The 19,398-nt window shown below is 61.7% G+C and carries 16 protein-coding genes and 1 tRNA gene; 3 read left to right on the top strand and 14 right to left on the bottom strand.

Features of this window, described 5'->3' with window-relative positions:
• Nucleotides 1-71: 71 nt before the first annotated feature.
• The 10 genes from ACIPW4_RS02680 to rpsU form a co-directional block, all read right to left on the bottom strand.
• Nucleotides 72-866, bottom strand: coding sequence for a carbon-nitrogen hydrolase family protein (locus ACIPW4_RS02680; RefSeq protein ID WP_400654512.1), 795 nt, complete (start codon nt 864-866; stop codon nt 72-74).
• A gap of 15 nt (nt 867-881) precedes the next feature.
• Nucleotides 882-2,564 carry a flavin monoamine oxidase family protein gene (locus ACIPW4_RS02685; protein WP_400654513.1) on the bottom strand — a complete coding sequence of 561 codons (1,683 nt, stop codon included), beginning with the start codon at nt 2,562-2,564 and terminating at the stop codon, nt 882-884.
• A gap of 161 nt (nt 2,565-2,725) precedes the next feature.
• Nucleotides 2,726-3,040, bottom strand: coding sequence for a helix-turn-helix domain-containing protein (locus ACIPW4_RS02690; RefSeq protein ID WP_400654514.1), 315 nt, complete (start codon nt 3,038-3,040; stop codon nt 2,726-2,728).
• Nucleotides 3,018-3,380, bottom strand: coding sequence for a toxin (locus ACIPW4_RS02695; protein ID WP_400654516.1), 363 nt, complete (start codon nt 3,378-3,380; stop codon nt 3,018-3,020). Before ACIPW4_RS02695 ends, ACIPW4_RS02690 begins: the two co-directional genes overlap by 23 nt.
• 167 nt (nt 3,381-3,547) lie before the next feature.
• Nucleotides 3,548-4,009 (bottom strand): Lrp/AsnC family transcriptional regulator, encoded by a 462-nt coding sequence (locus ACIPW4_RS02700; RefSeq protein WP_400654518.1) that lies wholly within the window; start codon nt 4,007-4,009, stop codon nt 3,548-3,550.
• Nucleotides 4,010-4,128: 119 nt separating this feature from the next.
• Nucleotides 4,129-4,205, bottom strand: a tRNA-Ile gene (locus tag ACIPW4_RS02705).
• Nucleotides 4,206-4,221: 16 nt separating this feature from the next.
• Entirely contained in the window at nt 4,222-7,965 is a 3,744-nt protein-coding gene (locus ACIPW4_RS02710; protein WP_400654519.1) for an EAL domain-containing protein, read from the bottom strand.
• Between the two features lie 118 nt (nt 7,966-8,083).
• Nucleotides 8,084-9,931, bottom strand: a complete 1,848-nt coding sequence (gene rpoD / locus ACIPW4_RS02715) for an RNA polymerase sigma factor RpoD (RefSeq protein WP_400654520.1) — start codon at nt 9,929-9,931, stop codon at nt 8,084-8,086.
• Between the two features lie 67 nt (nt 9,932-9,998).
• Nucleotides 9,999-11,981, bottom strand: coding sequence for a DNA primase (gene dnaG / locus ACIPW4_RS02720; RefSeq protein ID WP_400654522.1), 1,983 nt, complete (start codon nt 11,979-11,981; stop codon nt 9,999-10,001).
• A gap of 283 nt (nt 11,982-12,264) precedes the next feature.
• On the bottom strand, nt 12,265-12,480 hold the full coding sequence (gene rpsU / locus ACIPW4_RS02725; protein ID WP_003255575.1) for a 30S ribosomal protein S21: 216 nt from the start codon (nt 12,478-12,480) through the stop codon (nt 12,265-12,267).
• A gap of 204 nt (nt 12,481-12,684) precedes the next feature.
• Here rpsU and tsaD point away from each other — a divergent pair, with 204 nt between their 5' ends.
• Nucleotides 12,685-13,710 (top strand): tRNA (adenosine(37)-N6)-threonylcarbamoyltransferase complex transferase subunit TsaD, encoded by a 1,026-nt coding sequence (tsaD, locus tag ACIPW4_RS02730; protein WP_400654524.1) that lies wholly within the window; start codon nt 12,685-12,687, stop codon nt 13,708-13,710.
• Nucleotides 13,711-13,725: 15 nt separating this feature from the next.
• On the opposite strand, the gene plsY is transcribed toward tsaD, so the two are convergent.
• Nucleotides 13,726-14,295, bottom strand: coding sequence for a glycerol-3-phosphate 1-O-acyltransferase PlsY (plsY, locus tag ACIPW4_RS02735; protein WP_400654526.1), 570 nt, complete (start codon nt 14,293-14,295; stop codon nt 13,726-13,728).
• A 74-nt stretch (nt 14,296-14,369) separates the two neighbouring features.
• Here plsY and folB point away from each other — a divergent pair, with 74 nt between their 5' ends.
• Both folB and folK read left to right on the top strand, forming a co-directional pair.
• The gene (gene folB / locus ACIPW4_RS02740) at nt 14,370-14,726 is read left to right on the top strand and encodes a dihydroneopterin aldolase (RefSeq protein ID WP_027917471.1); all 357 of its coding nucleotides are present in this window, start codon (nt 14,370-14,372) and stop codon (nt 14,724-14,726) included.
• Nucleotides 14,717-15,226: a 2-amino-4-hydroxy-6-hydroxymethyldihydropteridine diphosphokinase gene (folK, locus tag ACIPW4_RS02745; protein ID WP_400654528.1), complete on the top strand. Its 510-nt coding sequence runs from the start codon at nt 14,717-14,719 to the stop codon at nt 15,224-15,226. Before folB ends, folK begins: the two co-directional genes overlap by 10 nt.
• 95 nt (nt 15,227-15,321) lie before the next feature.
• On the opposite strand, the gene ACIPW4_RS02750 is transcribed toward folK, so the two are convergent.
• Genes ACIPW4_RS02750 through ACIPW4_RS02760 form a run of 3 tightly spaced genes read right to left on the bottom strand, consistent with a single transcriptional unit; the run spans nt 15,322 to nt 19,358 of the window.
• A complete protein-coding gene (locus ACIPW4_RS02750; protein ID WP_400654530.1) occupies nt 15,322-16,467 on the bottom strand; it encodes a multifunctional CCA tRNA nucleotidyl transferase/2'3'-cyclic phosphodiesterase/2'nucleotidase/phosphatase in 1,146 nt (381 codons plus the stop codon).
• 54 nt (nt 16,468-16,521) lie between these two features.
• Nucleotides 16,522-18,090, bottom strand: a complete 1,569-nt coding sequence (locus ACIPW4_RS02755) for a SpoVR family protein (protein ID WP_400654532.1) — start codon at nt 18,088-18,090, stop codon at nt 16,522-16,524.
• A complete protein-coding gene (locus ACIPW4_RS02760; RefSeq protein WP_400654534.1) occupies nt 18,087-19,358 on the bottom strand; it encodes a YeaH/YhbH family protein in 1,272 nt (423 codons plus the stop codon). The genes ACIPW4_RS02755 and ACIPW4_RS02760 overlap by 4 nt, the downstream gene beginning before the upstream one ends.
• Between the last annotated feature and the right edge of the window lie 40 nt (nt 19,359-19,398).

Below are 19,398 nucleotides of genomic sequence, written 5' to 3' on the forward strand. Positions count from 1 at the left end.
CTCCCACAGGGTGGACTCACAAATCCTGTGGGAGCGGGCGTGCCCGCGAATGGGCCGCAATGCGGCCCCTGTCAGCCCTGACGCAGATGCAGATCGTGACGCAGGTCGGTCAGATAAGGAAACGCCTCGCGCCCCCGCTCCAACCGCTCACGCGAAAGCTCAGCCAGCAACTGGCACTCATCGCGCCCGGCCATGGCCATCAGGCTGCCGTCCGGCCCGATGATGCTGCTTTGCCCGCAATACTGGATTTCGTCCTCGGCCCCACAATAGTTGGCATACACCAGATAGCACTGGTTTTCCTGCGCCCGCGCACGCACGGTCACCTGGCAGACGAAATCGTAAGGCGTCATGTTCGCGGTCGGTACCAGGATCAGCTCGGCACCGGCCAGCGCGAGGCGCCGGGCGTTCTCCGGGAACTCGATGTCGTAGCAGATCAACATGCCGACCTTCCAGCCCTCCAGCTCGATCACCGGAAAATGGTCGGCGCCAGGGCTGAACATCGCCCGGTCCAGCTCGCCGAACAGGTGCGTCTTGCGGTAATTGCACAGACTGCGACCATGGGCATCGATCAATTGCACGCTGTTGTAGATCGCCCCGTCATCAGTGCGCTCGGGGTAGCCGTAAGCAATGGCGATGCGGTGCGCCTGGGCGATCTCCACAACAGCCATGGCCGAGGGGCCATCGTCGGCTTCGGCCAGCCGTTGGGCCTGCGCCAGGCCAATGTTGTAGCCGCTCAGGAACATCTCCGGGCACACCAGCAATTGCGCGCCGCTTTCGGCCGCCAGTTGCGCCTGGTGGCGCAGCCGTTGCAGGTTGCCAGGCACGTCCAATGGGTTGGGTGCGCCCTGGAACAGAGCGATGCGCATGCTGCCTCCTTGGTTTCAGTCAGCCAGGGCAATCGGCCCGATCTCGTCGAACACGTCGCCCGGGCCCGGGTTGTCCGGGTGGGTGTGACCACCGAAGTGGTTGATGATACCCCACACCGCATTCAGCGACGTCTGCACCGCGCCTTCGACCCAGGCCGGGGTCCAGGACACGTCGTCGCCGGCGATGAACATGCCGCGTTGTTCGGCAGGCATGTCCTGCTGCATGAAGTGCGCATACATGCGCTGGTTGTAGCGGTAGTGGCCCGGCAGCGCACCCTTGAAGGCACCGAGGAAATGCGGGTCGGCCTCCCAGGATATGGTGATCGGGTCGCCAATGATGTGCCCGGCGATGTCGGTCTTGGGGTAGATCTTCTTCAGGGCATCGAGGGCAAGCTGCACGCGCTTTTCCACCGGGTGCGGCAGCATCTTCAGAGCGTCGCTCATCCAGGCGTAGGACAGGCAGATTACTCCCGGTTTGTCGTCACCGTTGTCGAACAGGTAGGTACCGCGGGTGAGGCGATCGGTGAGCGTCATGCTCATCAGGTCGCGGCCGGTCTGTGGGTCTTTGTCCTTCCAGAACGGCCGGTCGACCATGACGAAGGTCTTCGACGACTGCATGTAGCGGGTGCGGTCCAGGGCCATCCACATCTTTTGCGAGAAAAGCGACTCTTCGCAGTCGATCTGGGTGGTCAGCAGCCAGCTCTGGCAGGTGGCGAGCACCGCGCCGTAGCGGCGGGTGTCGCCCCAGTTGTCGGTCACCGCCAGGCGCCCGTCTGCAGCGCGGGCGATACGCTTCACCCCTGTGCGCGGCGCTCCGCCATGCAGCGTACTGAGGCTGGTGCCTTCCGGCCAATGGGCGCAGCGCTCCGGCACATGGCGCCAGATGCCTTGGGGTACCTGCTCCACGCCGCCGACGATCAGGTGCTGATGGTCGTCGCAGTTGGTCATCACCACGCGGAAGATTTCCAGCATCGAGTTGGGGAAGTCCGAGTCCCAGCCGCCGGTGCCGAAACCGACCTGGCCGAAGACTTCACGGTGCTGGAAGCTCAACTGGGCGAACGAGCGCGAGGTGGCGACGAAGTCGTAGAAGGTGCGGTCGTCCCACAGCGGCACCAGCTTGTTCCACAGTTCCTTGAGCCGAGGTACGTCACGGTCACGGATCGCCTGCTGGATATCGGCGAATCTGGCACCGCTCTCCAGCGCATCCGCCCAGGCGTCTGCCACTTCATGGAACAGCTTGGGCAGGTCACTGGCCTTTTCGGCGTAGTAGGTCTGGCCTTCGAGGTCGATCACCGTGCTGCCCGAGGCGCTGGTCAGCGGGTTGGGGAATGGCCTGGTTTCCAGGCCCAGCTTGTCGACGTAATGGTAGAAGGCGGTGGAAGACACCGGGAAGCGCATGCCGCCGAGCTCGGCAATGATGCCGTCGGTGCCGTTGAAGGCCTGCGAACGCAAGCGCCCGCCGAGTTTCGAGGCCTCGTACACCACGGGTTTGAGGCCCAGTTTCATCAACTCGTAGGCCGCGACCAGGCCGGCGATGCCAGCGCCGACGATGGCAACTTCCTCACCGTGGCGCTCGGCAGGGATGCTGCCCAGGCCCGCCGGATGCTCCAGCCAGTCATCGAAGGCGAAGGGGAAGTCTGGGCCAAAGATGGTGATGGGAGGTTTGCCGTCGGCGGGGTGGCGGTTTTTCTTGTTCATGAAGTGACCTTGCCAGAGCGGCTGCGCGAGGGGCGGAGCCTGAGTATAGGAGATGGCTGAGGGTCATTTTATGAAGCGGGGCGTTCGTAATTAAGGTGCAGAATGGTGTCGTAATGTAGTTTTTGTGGTCACTATGACGGGAGCGTCATCATTTTTGACGTTCAGCTTACAGCGGCGAGGTGCTCCATCGTTTCCGGGAACTTTTGTACTAGACGTATCAATGCGACGGCCTGGGCGTTGGGCTTGGAACGGCCTTGCTCCCAGCTTTCCAGCGTCCGGGCATTAGTCCGCAGGTAGTTCGCGAAGAGTGCCCTGGACATGTTCAGCTGCTGGCGCAGCTCAAGCAGCTCGTTGGGCGCCAGCGGTGCGAGTTCCTCGAGGGTGGCCTTGTGCGAGCGCAGGGTCATTTTTCCTGCTCGCTCCTCGGCCAGGGCGTCAAAGCCTTCGGTGAGTTCAGTGAAGAGATTGCGCGGCATGTCGTGTCCTCATCAGGTGTTCGCGTTCGAGCATCCGTTTCAGCGCTTTACGCTGTTGATCAGTCAGATCGTCTTGTATGTCTTTCCCGTAGAGAGTGAACAGCCAGAACTCCAGACCTGAATGCCAGTAGTAGTAAATGACGCGGATGCCACCCCGTTTGCCCTTGTTGCGCAAGGGATCAGAAAACCGGATCTTTCTCAGCCCTCCGGTTCCTTTGATGACATCGCCTGCATCTGGGCAACTCAACAGGATCTGCTGCAGGCAGCGAAACTGCTCTTCGCTGAGAAGATCAGCACGGTAGCGCTCAAACGGTGGCAACTCGACAAAAATAGCGTCCATGTCTTGTACGTGATCTGCGTATAGTTTGAGTGGGTTGGAGAGGCCCGTCAATGGGCTTTTCTCCAGCCTATACGCCCTGGCACGCTGAGAGAGTGCTATTGAACTGCAGCTTGTAACGCTTGCAGGAAGGTCGGAAACACTCCGTAGGATTTCATCGGCTTGCCGTTTCAGACCGGCTGCCCGCGGTCGACCTTGCTGCTGAGGATGATCGATGTGGTGGTCTTCTCCACGCCCTCGACACTACCAATCTGGTCCAGCAGCTGGTCCAGTTGCTCCGGCGAATCGCTGCGTAGCCAGGCCACGTAATCGAACTCGCCACTGACCGCGCACAGCTGCTGTACCTGCCCCATGGCACTCAAGCGCCGCACCACTTCCTTGCCGGAGCGTGGCTGCACCTTGATGCCGACATAAGCCTGCAGCCCACCGCCAATCAAGTGCTGGCCCAGTCGCACGCCATAGCCGGTGATGACCTTGTTCTTTTCCAGCCGCTCCAGGCGCGAGTTGACCGTGGTGCGGGCGATGCCCACCTGGCGGGCCAAGGTGGCGACGCTTTCGCGGGCGTTGATCTGCAGCAGGGCGATCAGCTGGCGGTCGATTGCGTCGAGGGTGATGGGGCGGGCGTCTGACATGGAAAGTCTCTACGGTGGGTCCGCTAGCCTAGCCAGCCATGGACGGGTAGGGCAAGCCCCAGGGCAGCGCTACCAATCGGGCACAAAAAAGCCGCGCGTGCGCGCGGCTTTTTCAGGTCTGGTGGGCCCACACGGACTCGAACCGTGGACCAAAGGATTATGAGTCCTCTGCTCTAACCAACTGAGCTATAGGCCCTCAGTAAGTGCCCGGATTATAACGAGGGTTTTGAAAGCGTGCCATCCGAAAGATCAGATAGTGCTATGCGAAGAAACATCGACGCGAACTCGTCGGGTGGCAACGGCAGGCTGACAATGTAGCCCTGGATCTGCTCGCACCCTTCGGCCGCCAGGAAGCGCTGCTGCGCCTGATTCTCCACACCCTCGGCAATGATCGTCAGCTGCATGCTGCGCCCCAGCGCGATGATGGCGCGGGCGATGGCGGCATCGTGCGGATCGTCTGGCAGGCCACGGATGAACGACTTGTCGATCTTGAGAATGTCCAGTGGCAGGCGCTTGAGGTAGCTCAGCGAAGAGTAGCCGGTGCCGAAGTCGTCGATTGCCAACTGCACGCCCAGTTTTTTGAGCTGATGCAACACGGCCAGGGCTTCTTCGGCCTGGCTCATGATGAAGTTTTCGGTGATCTCCAACTGCAGGTCACCGGCTTTGAGCTGGTAGACCTTCAACAGATGTTCGATCCGCTTGGCGAGATTGGGGTGGCGTAGCTGTGCGCCCGCCAGGTTGATCGAAAGTGGACCAAAGGCCTGGTAAGCCTTCTTCCAGCGATGCATCTGCTGACAGGCTTGCTCCAGCACCCAGTCGCCCAGCTGGAGGATGGTGCCGTTTTCTTCGGCCAGATGAATGAAATGCTCGGGCGGTACTTCGCCAAACGTCGGGTGGCTCCAGCGAATCAGCGCTTCGGCCCCGACCAGGGCCTGGGTCTTGAGGCTCAATTTGGGCTGGAAGCTCAGGCTCATCTCGTTACGTTCGATGGCGCGACGCAGTTCGTGCTCCATGGCAATGCGTTCGCTGGCCTGCACGGTCAGGTCACGGGTGTAGGCTTCGACCCGGTTGCGGCCTTTGGCCTTGGAGCGGTACATGGCGGCGTCGGCGTTGCGGATCAGCGTGGCGACATCTGTGCCATCCTGCGGGTAGAGGCTGGTACCGATGCTGGCACTGGTGAAGAACTCATGCTCACCCGCCTGGAACGGCGCGACAAAGCAGGCCAGCAGCTTGTTGGCGATGGCATGAGCATCGCTGGGCTTGTGCAGACCAGGCAGCAGGATGATGAACTCGTCACCACCCAGGCGGGCCACGGTGTCGACATCGCGCACCTGCTCCTTGAGGCGTTGGGCGATGCCTTTGAGCAGCAGATCGCCGACCGGATGGCCGAGGCTGTCATTGATGTGCTTGAAACGGTCCAGGTCGAGGAACAGCACGGCGCCCTGGCGGTTTGATACCTGCGCGCAGGTCAGCGCGGCCTGCAGCCGGTTTTCGAACAGGGCGCGGTTGGGCAGGCCGGTCAGCGGGTCGTGGTGAGCCTGGTAGTCGAGTTTGGCCTGGGCGTGCTTGAGGCTGGAAATGTCGGCGAACACGGCGACGAAGTGGGTGATGTCGCGCTCATGGTTGCGCACGGCACTGATGGTCAGCCAGCCGGGGTACAGTTCGCCATTCTTGCGCTTGTTGTAGATCTCGCCCTGCCAGTGACCTTCGGCGGTGAGCTGGTGCCACATGGCGGCGTAGAAGGCACTGTCATGCTGGCCGGATGCGAGCAGGCGCGGGGTCTGGCCGAGGGCTTCGATCTCGCTGTAGCCGGTGATCTCGCTGAAGGCGCGATTGACCGCGCTGATGCGTTGGTCGGTGTCGGTGATCAATACGCCTTCGGCGGTGTTTTCGAACACGGTGGCAGCCAGTTGCAGTTTTTCCTGCATCAGGTGGCGTTCGGTGATGTCGCGGGCGATGGTCAGCATGCAGTCGACACCCCCGATCGGCAGTGGCCGTGCCGACAGCTCGCAGAGGCGAATCTGCCCGTCGCTGCGGCGCAGGTGGCAGCTGAAGTCTCGCACGAAGCCATCGCGGCCTAGCTGATCGATCAGGCGCTTGCGCTCGTTGAGATCGACCCAGATCCCCAGGTCGAACGAGGTCTGATCGATGGGCGGGTTGAATTCGTAGCCGGTCAGGCGGCAGAAACCCTCGTTGACCTCCAGCAGCAGGCCGTCGCTCTGGCGTGACAGCAGCAGGCCATCAGGCGAGGCGTGGAAGGCCTTGGCAAACTTTTCTTCGGAAGTCTGCAGCTGTTGCTGGGTTTGCTTGAGCTGGCTGATGTCGCGTACTGCCACCACCAGCGCCAGGGTGCCGTCGAGCTCGAAGGTTTCGGCCGAGGTCAGGCCAGTAAACATCTGGCCGTTGCTGCGGCGGAAGGTCATTTCCAGGTTGCGGATGCCACCCTGGTGCAGGCGCTCGAGCATCTTCGGGCCCATGCCCTCGATGCCCCACAGGTTGAGCTCTGTGGCGGTACGGCCGATCACCTCGCCCGGCGTCAGGCCGATCTGCTCTTCGAAGGCCTCGTTGACTTCGAGCAGCACGCCATCGCTGTGCCGTGCAATCAGCAGAATATCCGGGCACTGCTCGAACACCGAGGCGAACTTCTGTTCCGACAGGCGCAGGGCGTCCTCGGTGCGCTTGGTCTCGCTGATGTCGATCATCAGGCCGCGCATCAGGGGCCGGTGGCCGTGCTCGATCATGCTGACGAGGTTGCGCACCCACAGCGGCTGGCCATCGGCGCGCATCACCCGGTAGTCCAGGCTGTGGTCACGTCCGGCGGCGGTTTCGCTTTCGCAGAATGCCTGCGCCCACAGCGCATCGTCGGGGTGCAGGATGCTGCGCCAGAAACCGGGCTTGAGCCAGTCGTGCAGTGGGTAGCCCAGCAGGTCTTCGGCATGCGGCGAGACATAGCTGTAGGTGAAGTCGTTGGCGTCGGCTTCCCAGGCGATTGCCGACAGGCTTTCGATCAGGCCGCGGTAATGATACTCGCTGCTGCGCAGTTCCTGTTCCAGGGCGATGCGCCGGGAGATTTCCGAACTGAGCCGGCGATTGATGCGGATGACCACGGCGAGAATGGCGACCAGCAACAGGACGGCAGGCAGGCCGTAGAGCAGCGTGTCTTGCCAGAAACTGCGCTGGTCGACCACATTGCCGACCCAGCGTTGCTGGATATGGCTGATTTCATCACTGGACATGTCGGCCATCACCTTGTCGAGGATACCGACCAGAACTTGCTGGCCGCGGGGCGCGGCCATTGCCAATTGATAGCGATAGGGCGTTTCGCCGCTGACATACAGCCCTTCGAGCTTGAGCTGGCGCAGGCTCCAGATGCTTGATGCGAGGTCGCCGACCACGGCGTCCACCGCATCGGTGGCCAGGGCCTGCAGGGCCGAGCTGACATTGGGCATCGCTACAAGATTGAGGTCAGGGTGGTGGGTGCGCAGCAGTTCATGGGGCGCGTAGTTTTCCACCACGGCGACCTTCAGCCCGTACAGATCGTTGAGCGTGCGCGGTTGCGGGCCGCCATCATGGGCCAGGATGACGATGGGGAAATCGAGGTAGGGGCGGGTGAATGCCAGGTAGCCTTGGCGTTCCGGTGTCGACATGACGCCAGGCAGCAAATCGATGCGGCCTTCGCGCGCCTGCTGCAGCACTTCGGTCCAGCTGCTGGGCTCGACCGGTTTCAGTGACACGCCCAGGCGATCCTGGAGCAAGGCGATGTAATCGGCGGCCAATCCCTGGTACCGGCCCTCCTGGTCACGAAATTCGAATGGTGGCCAGGAGGCGTCGACGCCTAGCCTCAGCTGCGGATGGGCAGTGAGCCAGGTTTTTTCTTCGTCTGTCAGGGTCAGGGCGCCGGCCGTCGTGTTCCACAGCATCAGGATCCACAACAGAATGGCCGGCATCGGCTGCATAGCGGCCTCGCTTTCAGTGGGTCTGAAGTCGAGTGTAGACGGGCATTCAGCCAGCCGAGCAGCCGATCACAACTATTTGTCGGATAAGAAAAACCCCGGCCTGGGCCGGGGTTTGTCATCACTCGTCGAGGAAGGAGCGCAGATGCTCGCTGCGAGTAGGGTGACGCAGCTTGCGCAACGCCTTCGCTTCGATCTGACGGATCCGCTCACGGGTCACGTCGAACTGCTTGCCTACCTCTTCGAGGGTGTGGTCGGTGTTCATGTCGATACCGAAGCGCATGCGCAGCACCTTGGCTTCGCGTGCGGTCAGGCCCGAGAGCACGTCACGGGTCGCTTCCTTGAGGCTTTCGACCGTGGCCACGTCGATCGGGGACTGCATGGTCGAGTCCTCGATGAAGTCGCCCAGGTGCGAATCTTCGTCATCACCGATCGGGGTTTCCATGGAGATCGGCTCTTTGGCGATCTTCAATACCTTGCGGATCTTGTCCTCAGGCATTTCCATGCGTTCACCGAGCTCTTCCGGGGTCGGTTCACGGCCCATTTCCTGCAGCATCTGGCGGGAAATACGGTTGAGCTTGTTGATCGTCTCGATCATGTGCACCGGAATACGGATGGTGCGTGCCTGGTCGGCGATCGAGCGGGTGATCGCCTGGCGGATCCACCAGGTGGCATAGGTCGAGAACTTGTAGCCACGACGGTATTCGAACTTGTCCACCGCCTTCATCAGGCCGATGTTGCCTTCCTGGATCAGGTCGAGGAACTGCAGGCCACGGTTGGTGTACTTCTTGGCGATGGAGATCACCAGACGCAGGTTCGCCTCGACCATTTCTTTCTTGGCGCGGCGGGCTTTCGCCTCACCGATGGACATGCGACGGTTGATTTCCTTGATTTCGGCGACGGTCAGGCCGGTCTCCGTCTCGAGGTCGATCAGCTTCTGCTGGCAGGCGACGATGGCGGCGTCCTTTTCACCCAGGGCGGCAGCCCATTTGGTGCTGCGCTTGGCCAGGTCACCGGACCAGGTCTGGTCGGTTTCGTTGCTCGGGAACAGGCGCAGGAAGTCGGCACGCGGCATGCGGGCATCACGCACACACAGCTGCATGATTGCACGCTCTTGCTGACGCAGGCGGCTCAGGGCATCGCGAACGCGCTCGACCAGGACGTCGAACTGCTTCGGCACCAGCTTGATCGGCATGAACAGGTCAGCCAGAGCTTGCAGGGCCGCAATGCTTTCCTTGGTTTCACGGCCGTTCTTCTTCAGGACCTTGGAGGTGGCCTGGAGCTGATCGGCTACGGCGCCGAAACGCTGGGCTGCAACGACCGGATCAGGACCGCTTTCGGTCTCTTCCTCGTCGTCGCCGTCACTTTCTTCTTCGTCGTCGTCCGACTCTTCCTTGGCAGCAGGCGCCTTGGCGCCAGGTACCGGCACTTCTTCGGTCGGTGCGGCGATGTTGTCGTCAGGGTCGATGTAACCGCTGAGGACGTCGGACAGGCGGCCGCCTTCGGCGGTGACGCGGTCGTATTCGCCGAGGATGTAGTCGACAGTACCCGGGAAGTGGGCGATGGCGCCCATGACTTCACGGATGCCTTCCTCGATCCGCTTGGCGATTTCGATCTCGCCTTCACGGGTCAACAGCTCGACGGTACCCATTTCGCGCATGTACATGCGCACCGGGTCGGTCGTGCGGCCGATATCGGTCTCAACTGCCGCCAACGCAGCAGCGGCTTCTTCGGCCGCGGCTTCGTCGGTGTCGGCTTCCGCCAACAGAAGGGCATCCGCATCCGGAGCACTCTCGAATACGTTGATCCCCATGTCGTTGATCATGCGGATGATGTCTTCCACCTGTTCAGGATCTGAAATATCCTCAGGCAGGTGGTCGTTGACCTCCGCGTAAGTCAGGTAGCCCTGCTCACGACCGCGGGTGATCAACTCTTTGATACGAGACTGCTGTTGCGCTTTTCCGGACATAACACCCTATCCACTGAAGGTCTTGGCGGGCAAAAAACAAGCCGAGGATTATACCCGAGCATGGGCCTCACGCGCCAGATGAGGTCGGCGTTTGTGCGGGAACATTCCGGCTCAGCAGGGCGAGGAGTTGTGATTTTTCCTCGCTGGTCAATTCGCTTTGACGAGATTTCCTGAGCAGTTGTTCCAGGCTGCGCTCGCGTTGGCGGGCGGACAAGCTAGTTATAGTGTCGAAAAACTGTTGTTCAAGGTTGTCGGCCACGATCAACCATTCCTTTTCTGCCAGGGCGCGCAGCAGGCGGCCTTGTTCGGTGCCATGCCAACGTGCGATCAGCTGCATTGAGCTTAGCCCAGGATTCTTCTGCGCAGCTTCGATCAGTGCCACCAGCAGCTGGCTGTACAGGTGTTCCTCATCGGCGAAGTGGCTGGCATCCTCGACCTTGCCGGCCAGCAGTGGGTGGTGCAGCAGGGTACGCAAGGCGGCCAGGGTCGGTGGTTCGACCGGTGCCGGCACGCGCGGCGGCGCTTCATCGCGTTGCTGCCAGGGCTTGCCGCCCTTGCGGTTTTTGTCCCAGGGCTTGTCGCTCCACTGCTTTTTGCCACCGCCTTTGTTCGGCTTCCATTCCTGTTCCTGGTGGACGGGGGCGTAGTCGTGCTGTGGCATGTCGCCGAAGTCGGGGGTGTAGCTGGCCATGGCGTCGTAATCGTAGCCAGGGTCGTAGTCCGGCCCATTGCTGGCCGCTGGCGTTTGCTGCGCCAGTTGCTCGACCTGCTGCGGGTCGAGGCCGGTGATTTCCTTCAGGCGGTTGCGCATCAGCTGACGCAGGTTGGCGCCGGGGATCTTTTCGATCAATGGTGCAGCCAAGGTCGCCATGTGTGCCTTGCCTTCGAGCGAGCGCGGGTCGGCTTCGTTGCTCAGTTGCTCGAAGAAATAGTCGGCCAGCGGTTGTGCGTGCTGGTTGATCCGGGCTCTGAAGGCGTCGGTGCCTTCTGCGCGTACCAGGCTGTCCGGGTCTTCCCCTTCGGGCAGGAACAGGAAGCGCGCCCGGCGGCCGTCCTGCAGTGCCGCGAGGGTTGACTCCAGTGCGCGCCAGGCAGCCTTGCGCCCGGCCTGGTCGCCATCGAAACAGAACAGCACGCTGGGCACCACGCGGAACAGGCGCTTGAGGTGTTCTTCGCTGGTGGCGGTGCCGAGGGTGGCCACGGCATTGCGCAAGCCCTGCTGGGCCAGTGCGATCACGTCCATGTAGCCCTCGACGACAATGATCTCGTCAAGGTTGCGGTTGTGCTTGCGTGCCTCGTACAGCCCGTAGAGTTCCTGGCCTTTGTGGAACACCGGCGTTTCCGGGGAGTTGAGATACTTGGGCTTGTCGTCGCCCAGTACCCGGCCGCCAAAGGCGATGATGCGCCCACGGCTGTCGCGGATCGGGAACATCACCCGATCGCGGAAGCGGTCGTAGCGTTTGCCGCTTTCGGCGTTCTCGATCAGCAGGCCGGCGTCGATCATCACCTTCTGTTGCAGGGTATCGGCGCCCAGGTGTTTGAGCAGATTGTCCCAGCCCGGCGGCGCGAAGCCCAGGCTGAAGTCGCGGGCAATTTCGCCCGACAGGCCGCGGCCTTTGAGGTAATCGACCGCCGCCTTGCGGGTCGGATGGCTGCGCAGGGCCTGGCGGTAGAACTCCGAGGCTGCGTCCAGCAATGGGTACAGCGGAGAGTCGGTGGGCTGGCGCGGTTTGTTGTCGCGGCGGCCTTGTTCCCTGGGCACTTCCATGCCGGCCGCGCGGGCCAGTTCCTCGACGGCCTGGGGGAAGTCCAGGTTGTCGTGGTCCATGACGAAGCCGAGGGCATTGCCGCCGGCGCCGCAACCGAAGCAGTAATAGAACTGCTTGTCGGGGCTGACCGTGAAGGAGGGAGTTTTTTCCTTGTGGAACGGGCAACAGGCAGAGTAGTTCTTACCGGTTTTTTTCAGCTGAACACGCGAACTCACCACGTCGACAATGTCGAGGCGGTTGATCAGGTCGTCAATGAAGCTTTGGGGAATCAGCCCGGCCATGGCAGTCTCGTCATCTGGCAACTGCAAGTCTAAACGCTAAAGAGGCGAGTGATGCCAGGGGAAGTGCGAGGGGGGTGTGCTCGTCGCCAGCCTCCAGGTAGGCCGGGGGCTCGTCAGTCAGGACGTGCACGCCTGGCCGAAGCCAGTTCTGACGCTTTTAACCATTTGCCCGCTGCAAGTTGCAACAGGTACCTTGAACTAGCTGCTCAAGGTAAAGCAAACCGCTGCCATCGGCCCGGCGGTGAGCCGGGCAGGGCAGAAGCTCTAGCGTCGAACGTCTGTATTAGTACAGACGAACGGCGCGGCGCTGTTCGCGCTGAACTTTCTTGGCGTGACGCTTAACAGCAGCAGCTGCTTTGCGCTTACGCTCGGCGGTCGGCTTCTCGTAAAACTCGCGGCTACGAACTTCAGCCAGTACACCGGCTTTTTCGCAGGAGCGCTTGAAACGACGCAGAGCTACGTCGAAGGGTTCGTTCTCTTTAACTTTGACGGCTGGCATCCAGGGCTACCTTAATTCATTACCGGGGTAGACGTGCTCCTGGCAAAACAAAGGTGTGCTGGAGAACGTCGGTTTTCAAGGGTTGCGGATGTTAACCCTTAGCAAGCCGGAATGCAAAGCCTCTGATCGAAAACCGCTGGTCGGCACCCGGCACGGGGACTATCATGCGCGGCTTCGAATTCAGCCCCCACAAGGGACGAGCCCATGCTAGTACTGGGATTGGAAACATCCTGCGACGAAACCGGCGTCGCATTATACGACAGCGAGCGCGGTTTGTTATCCGACGCACTGTTCAGTCAGATCGACCTGCACCGCGTGTTCGGTGGCGTGGTGCCCGAGCTCGCCTCGCGTGACCACGTCAAGCGCATGCTGCCGCTCATCCGGCAGGTGCTGGACGAGGCCGGCTGCGTTGCCACCGAGATCGATGCCATCGCCTACACCGCAGGCCCTGGCCTGGTTGGCGCGTTGCTGGTCGGTGCCTCGTGCGCCCAGGCCCTGGCCTTCGCCTGGGATATCCCGGCGATCGGCGTGCACCATATGGAAGGCCACCTGCTGGCGCCGATGCTGGAGGAAAATCCGCCGGAGTTTCCGTTCGTCGCTTTGTTGGTCTCCGGCGGCCACACCCAGCTGGTAAAGGTCGATGGTATCGGCCAGTACGCGTTGCTGGGCGAGAGCCTGGACGACGCGGCGGGTGAGGCGTTCGACAAGACGGCCAAGCTGATCGGCCTGAACTACCCTGGCGGGCCGGAAATCGCCCGCCTGGCAGAGCAGGGCGTGCCGGGGCGCTTCGTGTTCCCACGGCCGATGACCGATCGTCCGGGCCTTGAATTCAGCTTCAGCGGTCTGAAGACCTTCGCCTTGAACACCTGGCAGCAGTGCAAGAATGCTGGCGACGACAACGAACAAACCCGTTGCGACGTGTCCCTGGCATTCCAGCAGGCGGTGGTGGAGACTCTGACCATCAAGTGCAAGCGCGCCCTCAAGCAGACCGGCCTCAAACGCCTGGTCATCGCTGGCGGCGTGAGTGCCAACAAGGCGTTGCGCGCCTCGCTGGAAGACATGCTGGCTGGTATCAAGGGCAACGTGTACTACGCGCGTCCGCAGTTTTGCACCGACAACGGCGCGATGATCGCCTATGCGGGTTGCCAGCGTCTGTTGGCAGGGCAGCAGCAGGACCTGGCGATCAGCGTGCAGGCGCGCTGGCCGATGGAGCAGCTTGCGCCGCTGTGAATGCCTGCAGGCGCGTCAGAAATGCCTTTCGCGCCCGGCAAACAGGTCGCGCAGGTTATTGCGGTGACGCCAGACGATCATCACCGTGAGCACGGCGATCGGCAGCAGCGCTTCCGGCTCGCGCCAGGCCAGCAATGGCAAGGTCAGCGGGGTTGCGACAAGTGCCGCCAGCGAGCTGGTGCGGGTAAGGTAGAAAGTCAGTAGCCAGGCGCCGATGGCCAGCAAAGCGGCCGGGAAGTACAGGCCCATGAGCATGCCGGCGGCGGTGGCGACACCTTTGCCGCCGCGAAAGCGGAAGTACAGCGGAAACAGGTGGCCGAGCACTGCGCACACGCCGACCCATGCCTGCTCCTGCAGGCCAAGGCCGGCAGTGCGGGCGAGCAAAACCGGCAGCAGGCCCTTGCACAGGTCGCCCAGCAGGGTCAGGATCGCCAGTTTACGGCCTGCCAGGCGTAGCATGTTGGTAGCGCCAGCATTGCCCGAACCGCTGGAACGCGGGTCCGGGCTGCCTGAAAGGCGGCTGAGGACGATGGCGAAGGACAGCGAGCCGAGCAGGTAGGCGAGCAGCGCCAATAACCAAAACATGCTAACTATTCCGGGCGAGGACGCCCTGATTCTAACGGCGCCCGTCGCCCTTGTCGTGTTGTGGAGAGAAGTGCTTGGACAGAGTGTTCATCGAAGGCCTGGAAGTCGATACCGTCATCGGTGCCTATGACTGGGAGCGGGATATTCGCCAGTGCCTGCGCCTGGACCTGAGTTTCGCCTGGGACAACCGCCCGGCGGCGGCCGGCGATGATCTCAATCTGGCGCTGGACTACGCCAGCGTTTCGGCGCGGGTTCAGGCGTTTGCCGAGCAGGCGCGCTTCGAGCTGGTGGAAACCTTTGCCGAGCGCCTGGTGGCGACGCTGATGGAAGAATTCCACATCCCTTGGGTGCGGCTGAAGCTGACCAAGCCGGGCGCCGTTCCTGCCGCGCGTGGCGGTGTTGGCGTGGAGATCGAGCGCGGATGTCTCTGAGCACGGTTTATCTGGGCCTGGGCAGCAACATCGATCGCCACCAGCACCTGTGTGCGGGGCTCGATGCGTTGGCGGCCATTCTCAGCGACATGCGCTGTTCCCCGGTGTTCGAGAGCCAGGCGGTGGGCATCAAGAGCGGTCCGTTCATCAACTTCGTGGTCACCGGCAAGACTGACCTGCCATTGATGGAGCTGGACCGCCGGCTCAAGTTCATCGAGGCGGACAATGGCCGCTATGCGCCGGATCGCAAGGGCTTGCCGCTGGATATCGATGTGCTCATGTATGACGACCTGCATGGCACGTTCGATGGGTTGGTGCTGCCTCGGGCGGAAATCCTGAAGAATGCCTTCGTGCTGTGGCCGTTGTCGCTGCTGGCACCGGAGCTGGTGCATCCAGGGGCGGGGAAGAGCATGGCGCAGTTGTGGCAGGAGGCGCAGATCGACCAGGTGCTGGCGCCTGTTGCCTTCGAGTGGCGGGGGTTGCAGCTGACTCAGGCGTGAGGCCATCTGCAGGCACTGTAGGAGCGGCCTTGTGTCGCGAAAGGGCCGCAACGCGGCCCCGGCAATTTCAGCATAATGCGCAAATTCTGGGGACGCTACGCACCCCTTTCGCGACGCAAGGCCGCTCCCACAAGGGATCGCGCTGGTGAGCCGTTATGGTAAGCCGCGAGCACTTTCAGTCGCTCGGCTTTGAGCGCCTCGCCCAGGTCCTGGCCGGTCAAACCGGCTTCCACTAGCGGCTTCACGTCTACCGCGCGGGCAGCCGCCGCCGCTGCGCGTAGATAATCGGCCTGTGGGTATTCACCAGGCGCAGCCATTTCACACGAGGCAATGAAATCCTCGAAGCGCTGCGGTCGTCGATAGACGTCGAATTTCTGCAGAATTTCCAGCAATTTTGCAGGCGTTAGCTGTACCGCATCGTCTGCCTGTCCGGCAAACTCACTCACCAGCACGGCCAGTTCCTGGCACTCACGCGGCGCCTTGAAGCGCTGGTTGAGCGCTTTGATGGCCGCTGGCTCCAGCCCTCGCAGCAAGCATGCCCAGCGCACAGCCAGTGGCTGCTGGTGCTCCGCCGCCCGCTGCAGCGCCGCCAGCGTATCCACGGCGTGTACCAGCTCTGGCATCAACTCCTGCAGGGCACCACAGGCGCGCAGCACCTGAATGAACACCTGAGGCTGGCTTTCCATCAGCGCCCGCTCGATCTCCTTCCAGCTACGTTCGGCCGTAAGCGCCTGCAGTTCGCCTGATTCGGCGATCTGGCGCATCAGTGCCAATGTTTCATCGGCGACCTGAAAACCCAAGGGGGCATAGCGCGCGGCAAAGCGGGCAACGCGCAGTACCCGCAAGGGATCTTCGGCGAACGCTGGGGAAACATGGCGCAGTATGCGTTGTTCAAGATCAGCCTGGCCATGGTAGGGGTCGTGGACCGTGCCCTGCTCATCTTCGGCCATCGCATTGATGGTGAGGTCGCGACGAATCAGGTCCTGTTCCAGGGTCACATCCGGGCTGGCGTGAAAAGTGAACCCGCCATAACCACGCCCGCTCTTGCGTTCGGTGCGGGCCAGGGCATATTCCTCGCCTGTCTTCGGATGCAGGAAAACCGGGAAATCAGCGCCGACCGGGCGAAAGCCCCGGGTGTGCATTTCTTCGACCGTGGCGCCGACCACCAGCCAGTCGATATCGCTGACCGGGCGCCCGAGCAGGCGATCGCGAACCGCGCCGCCGACTTTGTAGATGTGCATATGCAGCCTCCATTACTGCCCACAGGATACCCTGTCGGCAGCAATGGCTGTGCATCAGAGGTGGTGGATGACGGCGAGGTCCATGCGCCCGTAGTCGCCGCTCTCGGCATGCTCCCCACGCGGTGGCATGTGATGGGTCTTGACCACCTGGTCGCCCTGTACGGTTTCCAGGTGGATATCGAAGCCCCACAGTCGGTGCAGATGCTTGAGTACTTCCTCGGTGGAGTCACCCAGCGGCTTACGGTTGTGTTGCTGGTGGCGCAGGGTGAGTGAGCGGTCGCCACGGCGGTCGATGCTCCAGATCTGCACATTGGGTTCGCGGTTACCGAGGTTGTATTGCGCTGCCAGTTGCTCGCGAATGATCCGGTAACCGGCTTCGTCGTGGATGGCCGGTACCAGCAGGTCGTCGCGTTGGTCGTCATCGAGGATGCTGAACAGCTTCAGGTCGCGCATCACCTTGGGCGACAGGTACTGCAGAATGAAGCTCTCGTCCTTGAAGCTGCTCATGGCGAACTTGATGGTAGATAGCCAGTCGCTGCCGGCAATGTCGGGGAACCAGTGGCGATCTTCTTCAGTAGGGTTTTCGCACATGCGGCGGATGTCGGTGTACATGGCAAAGCCCAGCGCGTAGGGGTTGATGCCGCTGTAGTACGGGCTGTCGAAGCCGGGCTGGAACACCACGCTGGTGTGCGACTGCAGGAACTCCATCATGAAGCCTTCGGTGATCAGGCCTTCGTCGTACAGATCGTTCATCAGGGTGTAATGCCAGAAAGTCGCCCAACCTTCATTCATCACCTGGGTCTGGCGCTGTGGGTAGAAGTACTGGGCGATCTTGCGCACGATGCGCACCACTTCACGCTGCCAGGGTTCGAGCAGCGGGGCGTTCTTTTCGATGAAGTAGAGGATGTTTTCCTGCGGCTCGGAAGGGAAGCGCGTATCGTCGCGCTCACCGGCTTTTTCCGCGTTCTTGGGAATCGTGCGCCACAGGTCGTTGATCTGACGCTGAAGGTGCTCTTCACGGTCTTTCTGACGTCGGCGTTCTTCTTCGGCAGAAATCGGATAGGGGCGCTTGTAGCGATCGACGCCATAGTTCATCAGCGCATGACAGGAGTCGATCAGGTCTTCCACGGCGTCTATGCCATGGCGCTCCTCGCATTGGGCAATGTACTGCTTGGCAAACACCAGGTAGTCGATGATCGACGTGGCGTCGGTCCAGGTGCGGAACAGGTAGTTACCCTTGAAGAAGCTGTTATGGCCGTAGCAGGCGTGGGCGATCACCAGTGCCTGCATGCACATGGTGTTTTCTTCCATCAGGTAGGCGATGCAGGGGTCGGAGTTGATCACGATCTCGTAGGCCAGGCCCATCTGTCCCCGGCTGTACGACTTCTCGGTACTGAGGAACTGCTTGCCGTAGGACCAATGGTGATAACCCAGCGGCATACCGACGGAAGCATAGGCATCCATCATCTGCTCGGCGGTGATCACCTCGATCTGGTTGGGGTAGGTGTCAAGAGCGTAGCGTTCGGCCAGCCGGCTGATTTCCCGATCGTAGGTCTGGATCAGCTCGAACGTCCACTCGGACCCGGTGGAAATGGGTTGGCGTCTCTGTGCTCTGGCGGTCATGTGGCTAACCTGCGCTGGAAGAGTTCACGGAAGACCGGGTAGATATCACCGGCCGATACCAACTGCTGCTGGGCGAATGTGTCGGGAAAGGCTTCGCCGATTCGCTCGTACTCGTACCACAACGCCTGGTGCTCACGCGGGGTGATCTCGACGTAAGTGTAGTACTGCACATGGGGCATGATCTGCTTGGACAGGATCTCGCGGCAGATCGGCGAGTCGTCGTTCCAGTTGTCGCCGTCGGAGGCCTGGGCGGCATAGATGTTCCAGTCAGCGGCCGGGTAACGTTCGGCCATGATCTCCTGCATCATCTTCAGCGCGCTGGAAACGATGGTGCCACCGGTTTCCCGGGAGTAGAAGAACTCTTCCTCGTCCACTTCGCGGGCGCTGGTGTGGTGGCGGATGAACACCACCTCGATGCGGTCGTAGTTTCGCTTGAGGAACAGGTAAAGCAGGATGAAGAAGCGCTTGGCGATGTCCTTGGTGGCCTGGGTCATCGAGCCGGACACGTCCATCAGGCAGAACATCACTGCCTTGGAGCTGGGGTTGGGCTGCTTGACCAGCAGGTTGTACTTGAGGTCGAAGGTGTCGAGGAAGGGCAGGCGGTTGATGCGCGCCTTGAGCCGGTCGATTTCCTGTTCGACTTCCTGGATGTCGGTGAAGTTGTCGGGTTCTTCGACTTTCAGCCGGTCCAGCTCTTTCTGTGCTTCGCGCAGCAGTGCACGGCTGCTGCCGGTCAGGGCAATGCGCCGGGCATGGGCCGAGCGCAGGGTGCGAACGATATTGATGCGTGACGGGTTGCCCTCGTTGGCGACACCGGCACGCACGGTCTTGAAGGTGTCGGTCCCGGTGAGGTGGCGTTTGACCAGATTGGGCAGCTCGAGGTCTTCGAACATGAATTCGAGGAACTCTTCCTGGGTAATCTGGAAGACGAAGTCGTCCATGCCCTCGCCGGAGTTGCCGGCCTTGCCACGGCCGCTGCCACCCCCGCCGCCCTGGGGCCGGGGGATGTGCTCGCCTGCGGTGAATTCCTTGTTGCCAGGGTGCACGATGGTCTGCTTGCCGCCTCGACCATGGTGCAGCACCGGTTCATCGATATCCCGTCCCGGAATGCTGATCTGCTCGCCGTGCTCCATATCCATGATGGAACGACGGCTCACGGCCTCTTCCACGGCCTTCTTGATGTGCTCACGGTACCGCCGCAAGAATCGCTGGCGGTTGACCGTGCTCTTGTTCTTGCCGTTCAGGCGTCGGTCGATAACGTAGCTCATGGTCCCTCCGGTAGCTGGAGCAGCTGCAAGCCACAAGCTT

Source organism: Pseudomonas sp. NPDC089996, from assembly GCF_044748405.1.
In the GTDB taxonomy this organism is placed as follows: Bacteria; Pseudomonadota; Gammaproteobacteria; order Pseudomonadales; family Pseudomonadaceae; genus Aquipseudomonas.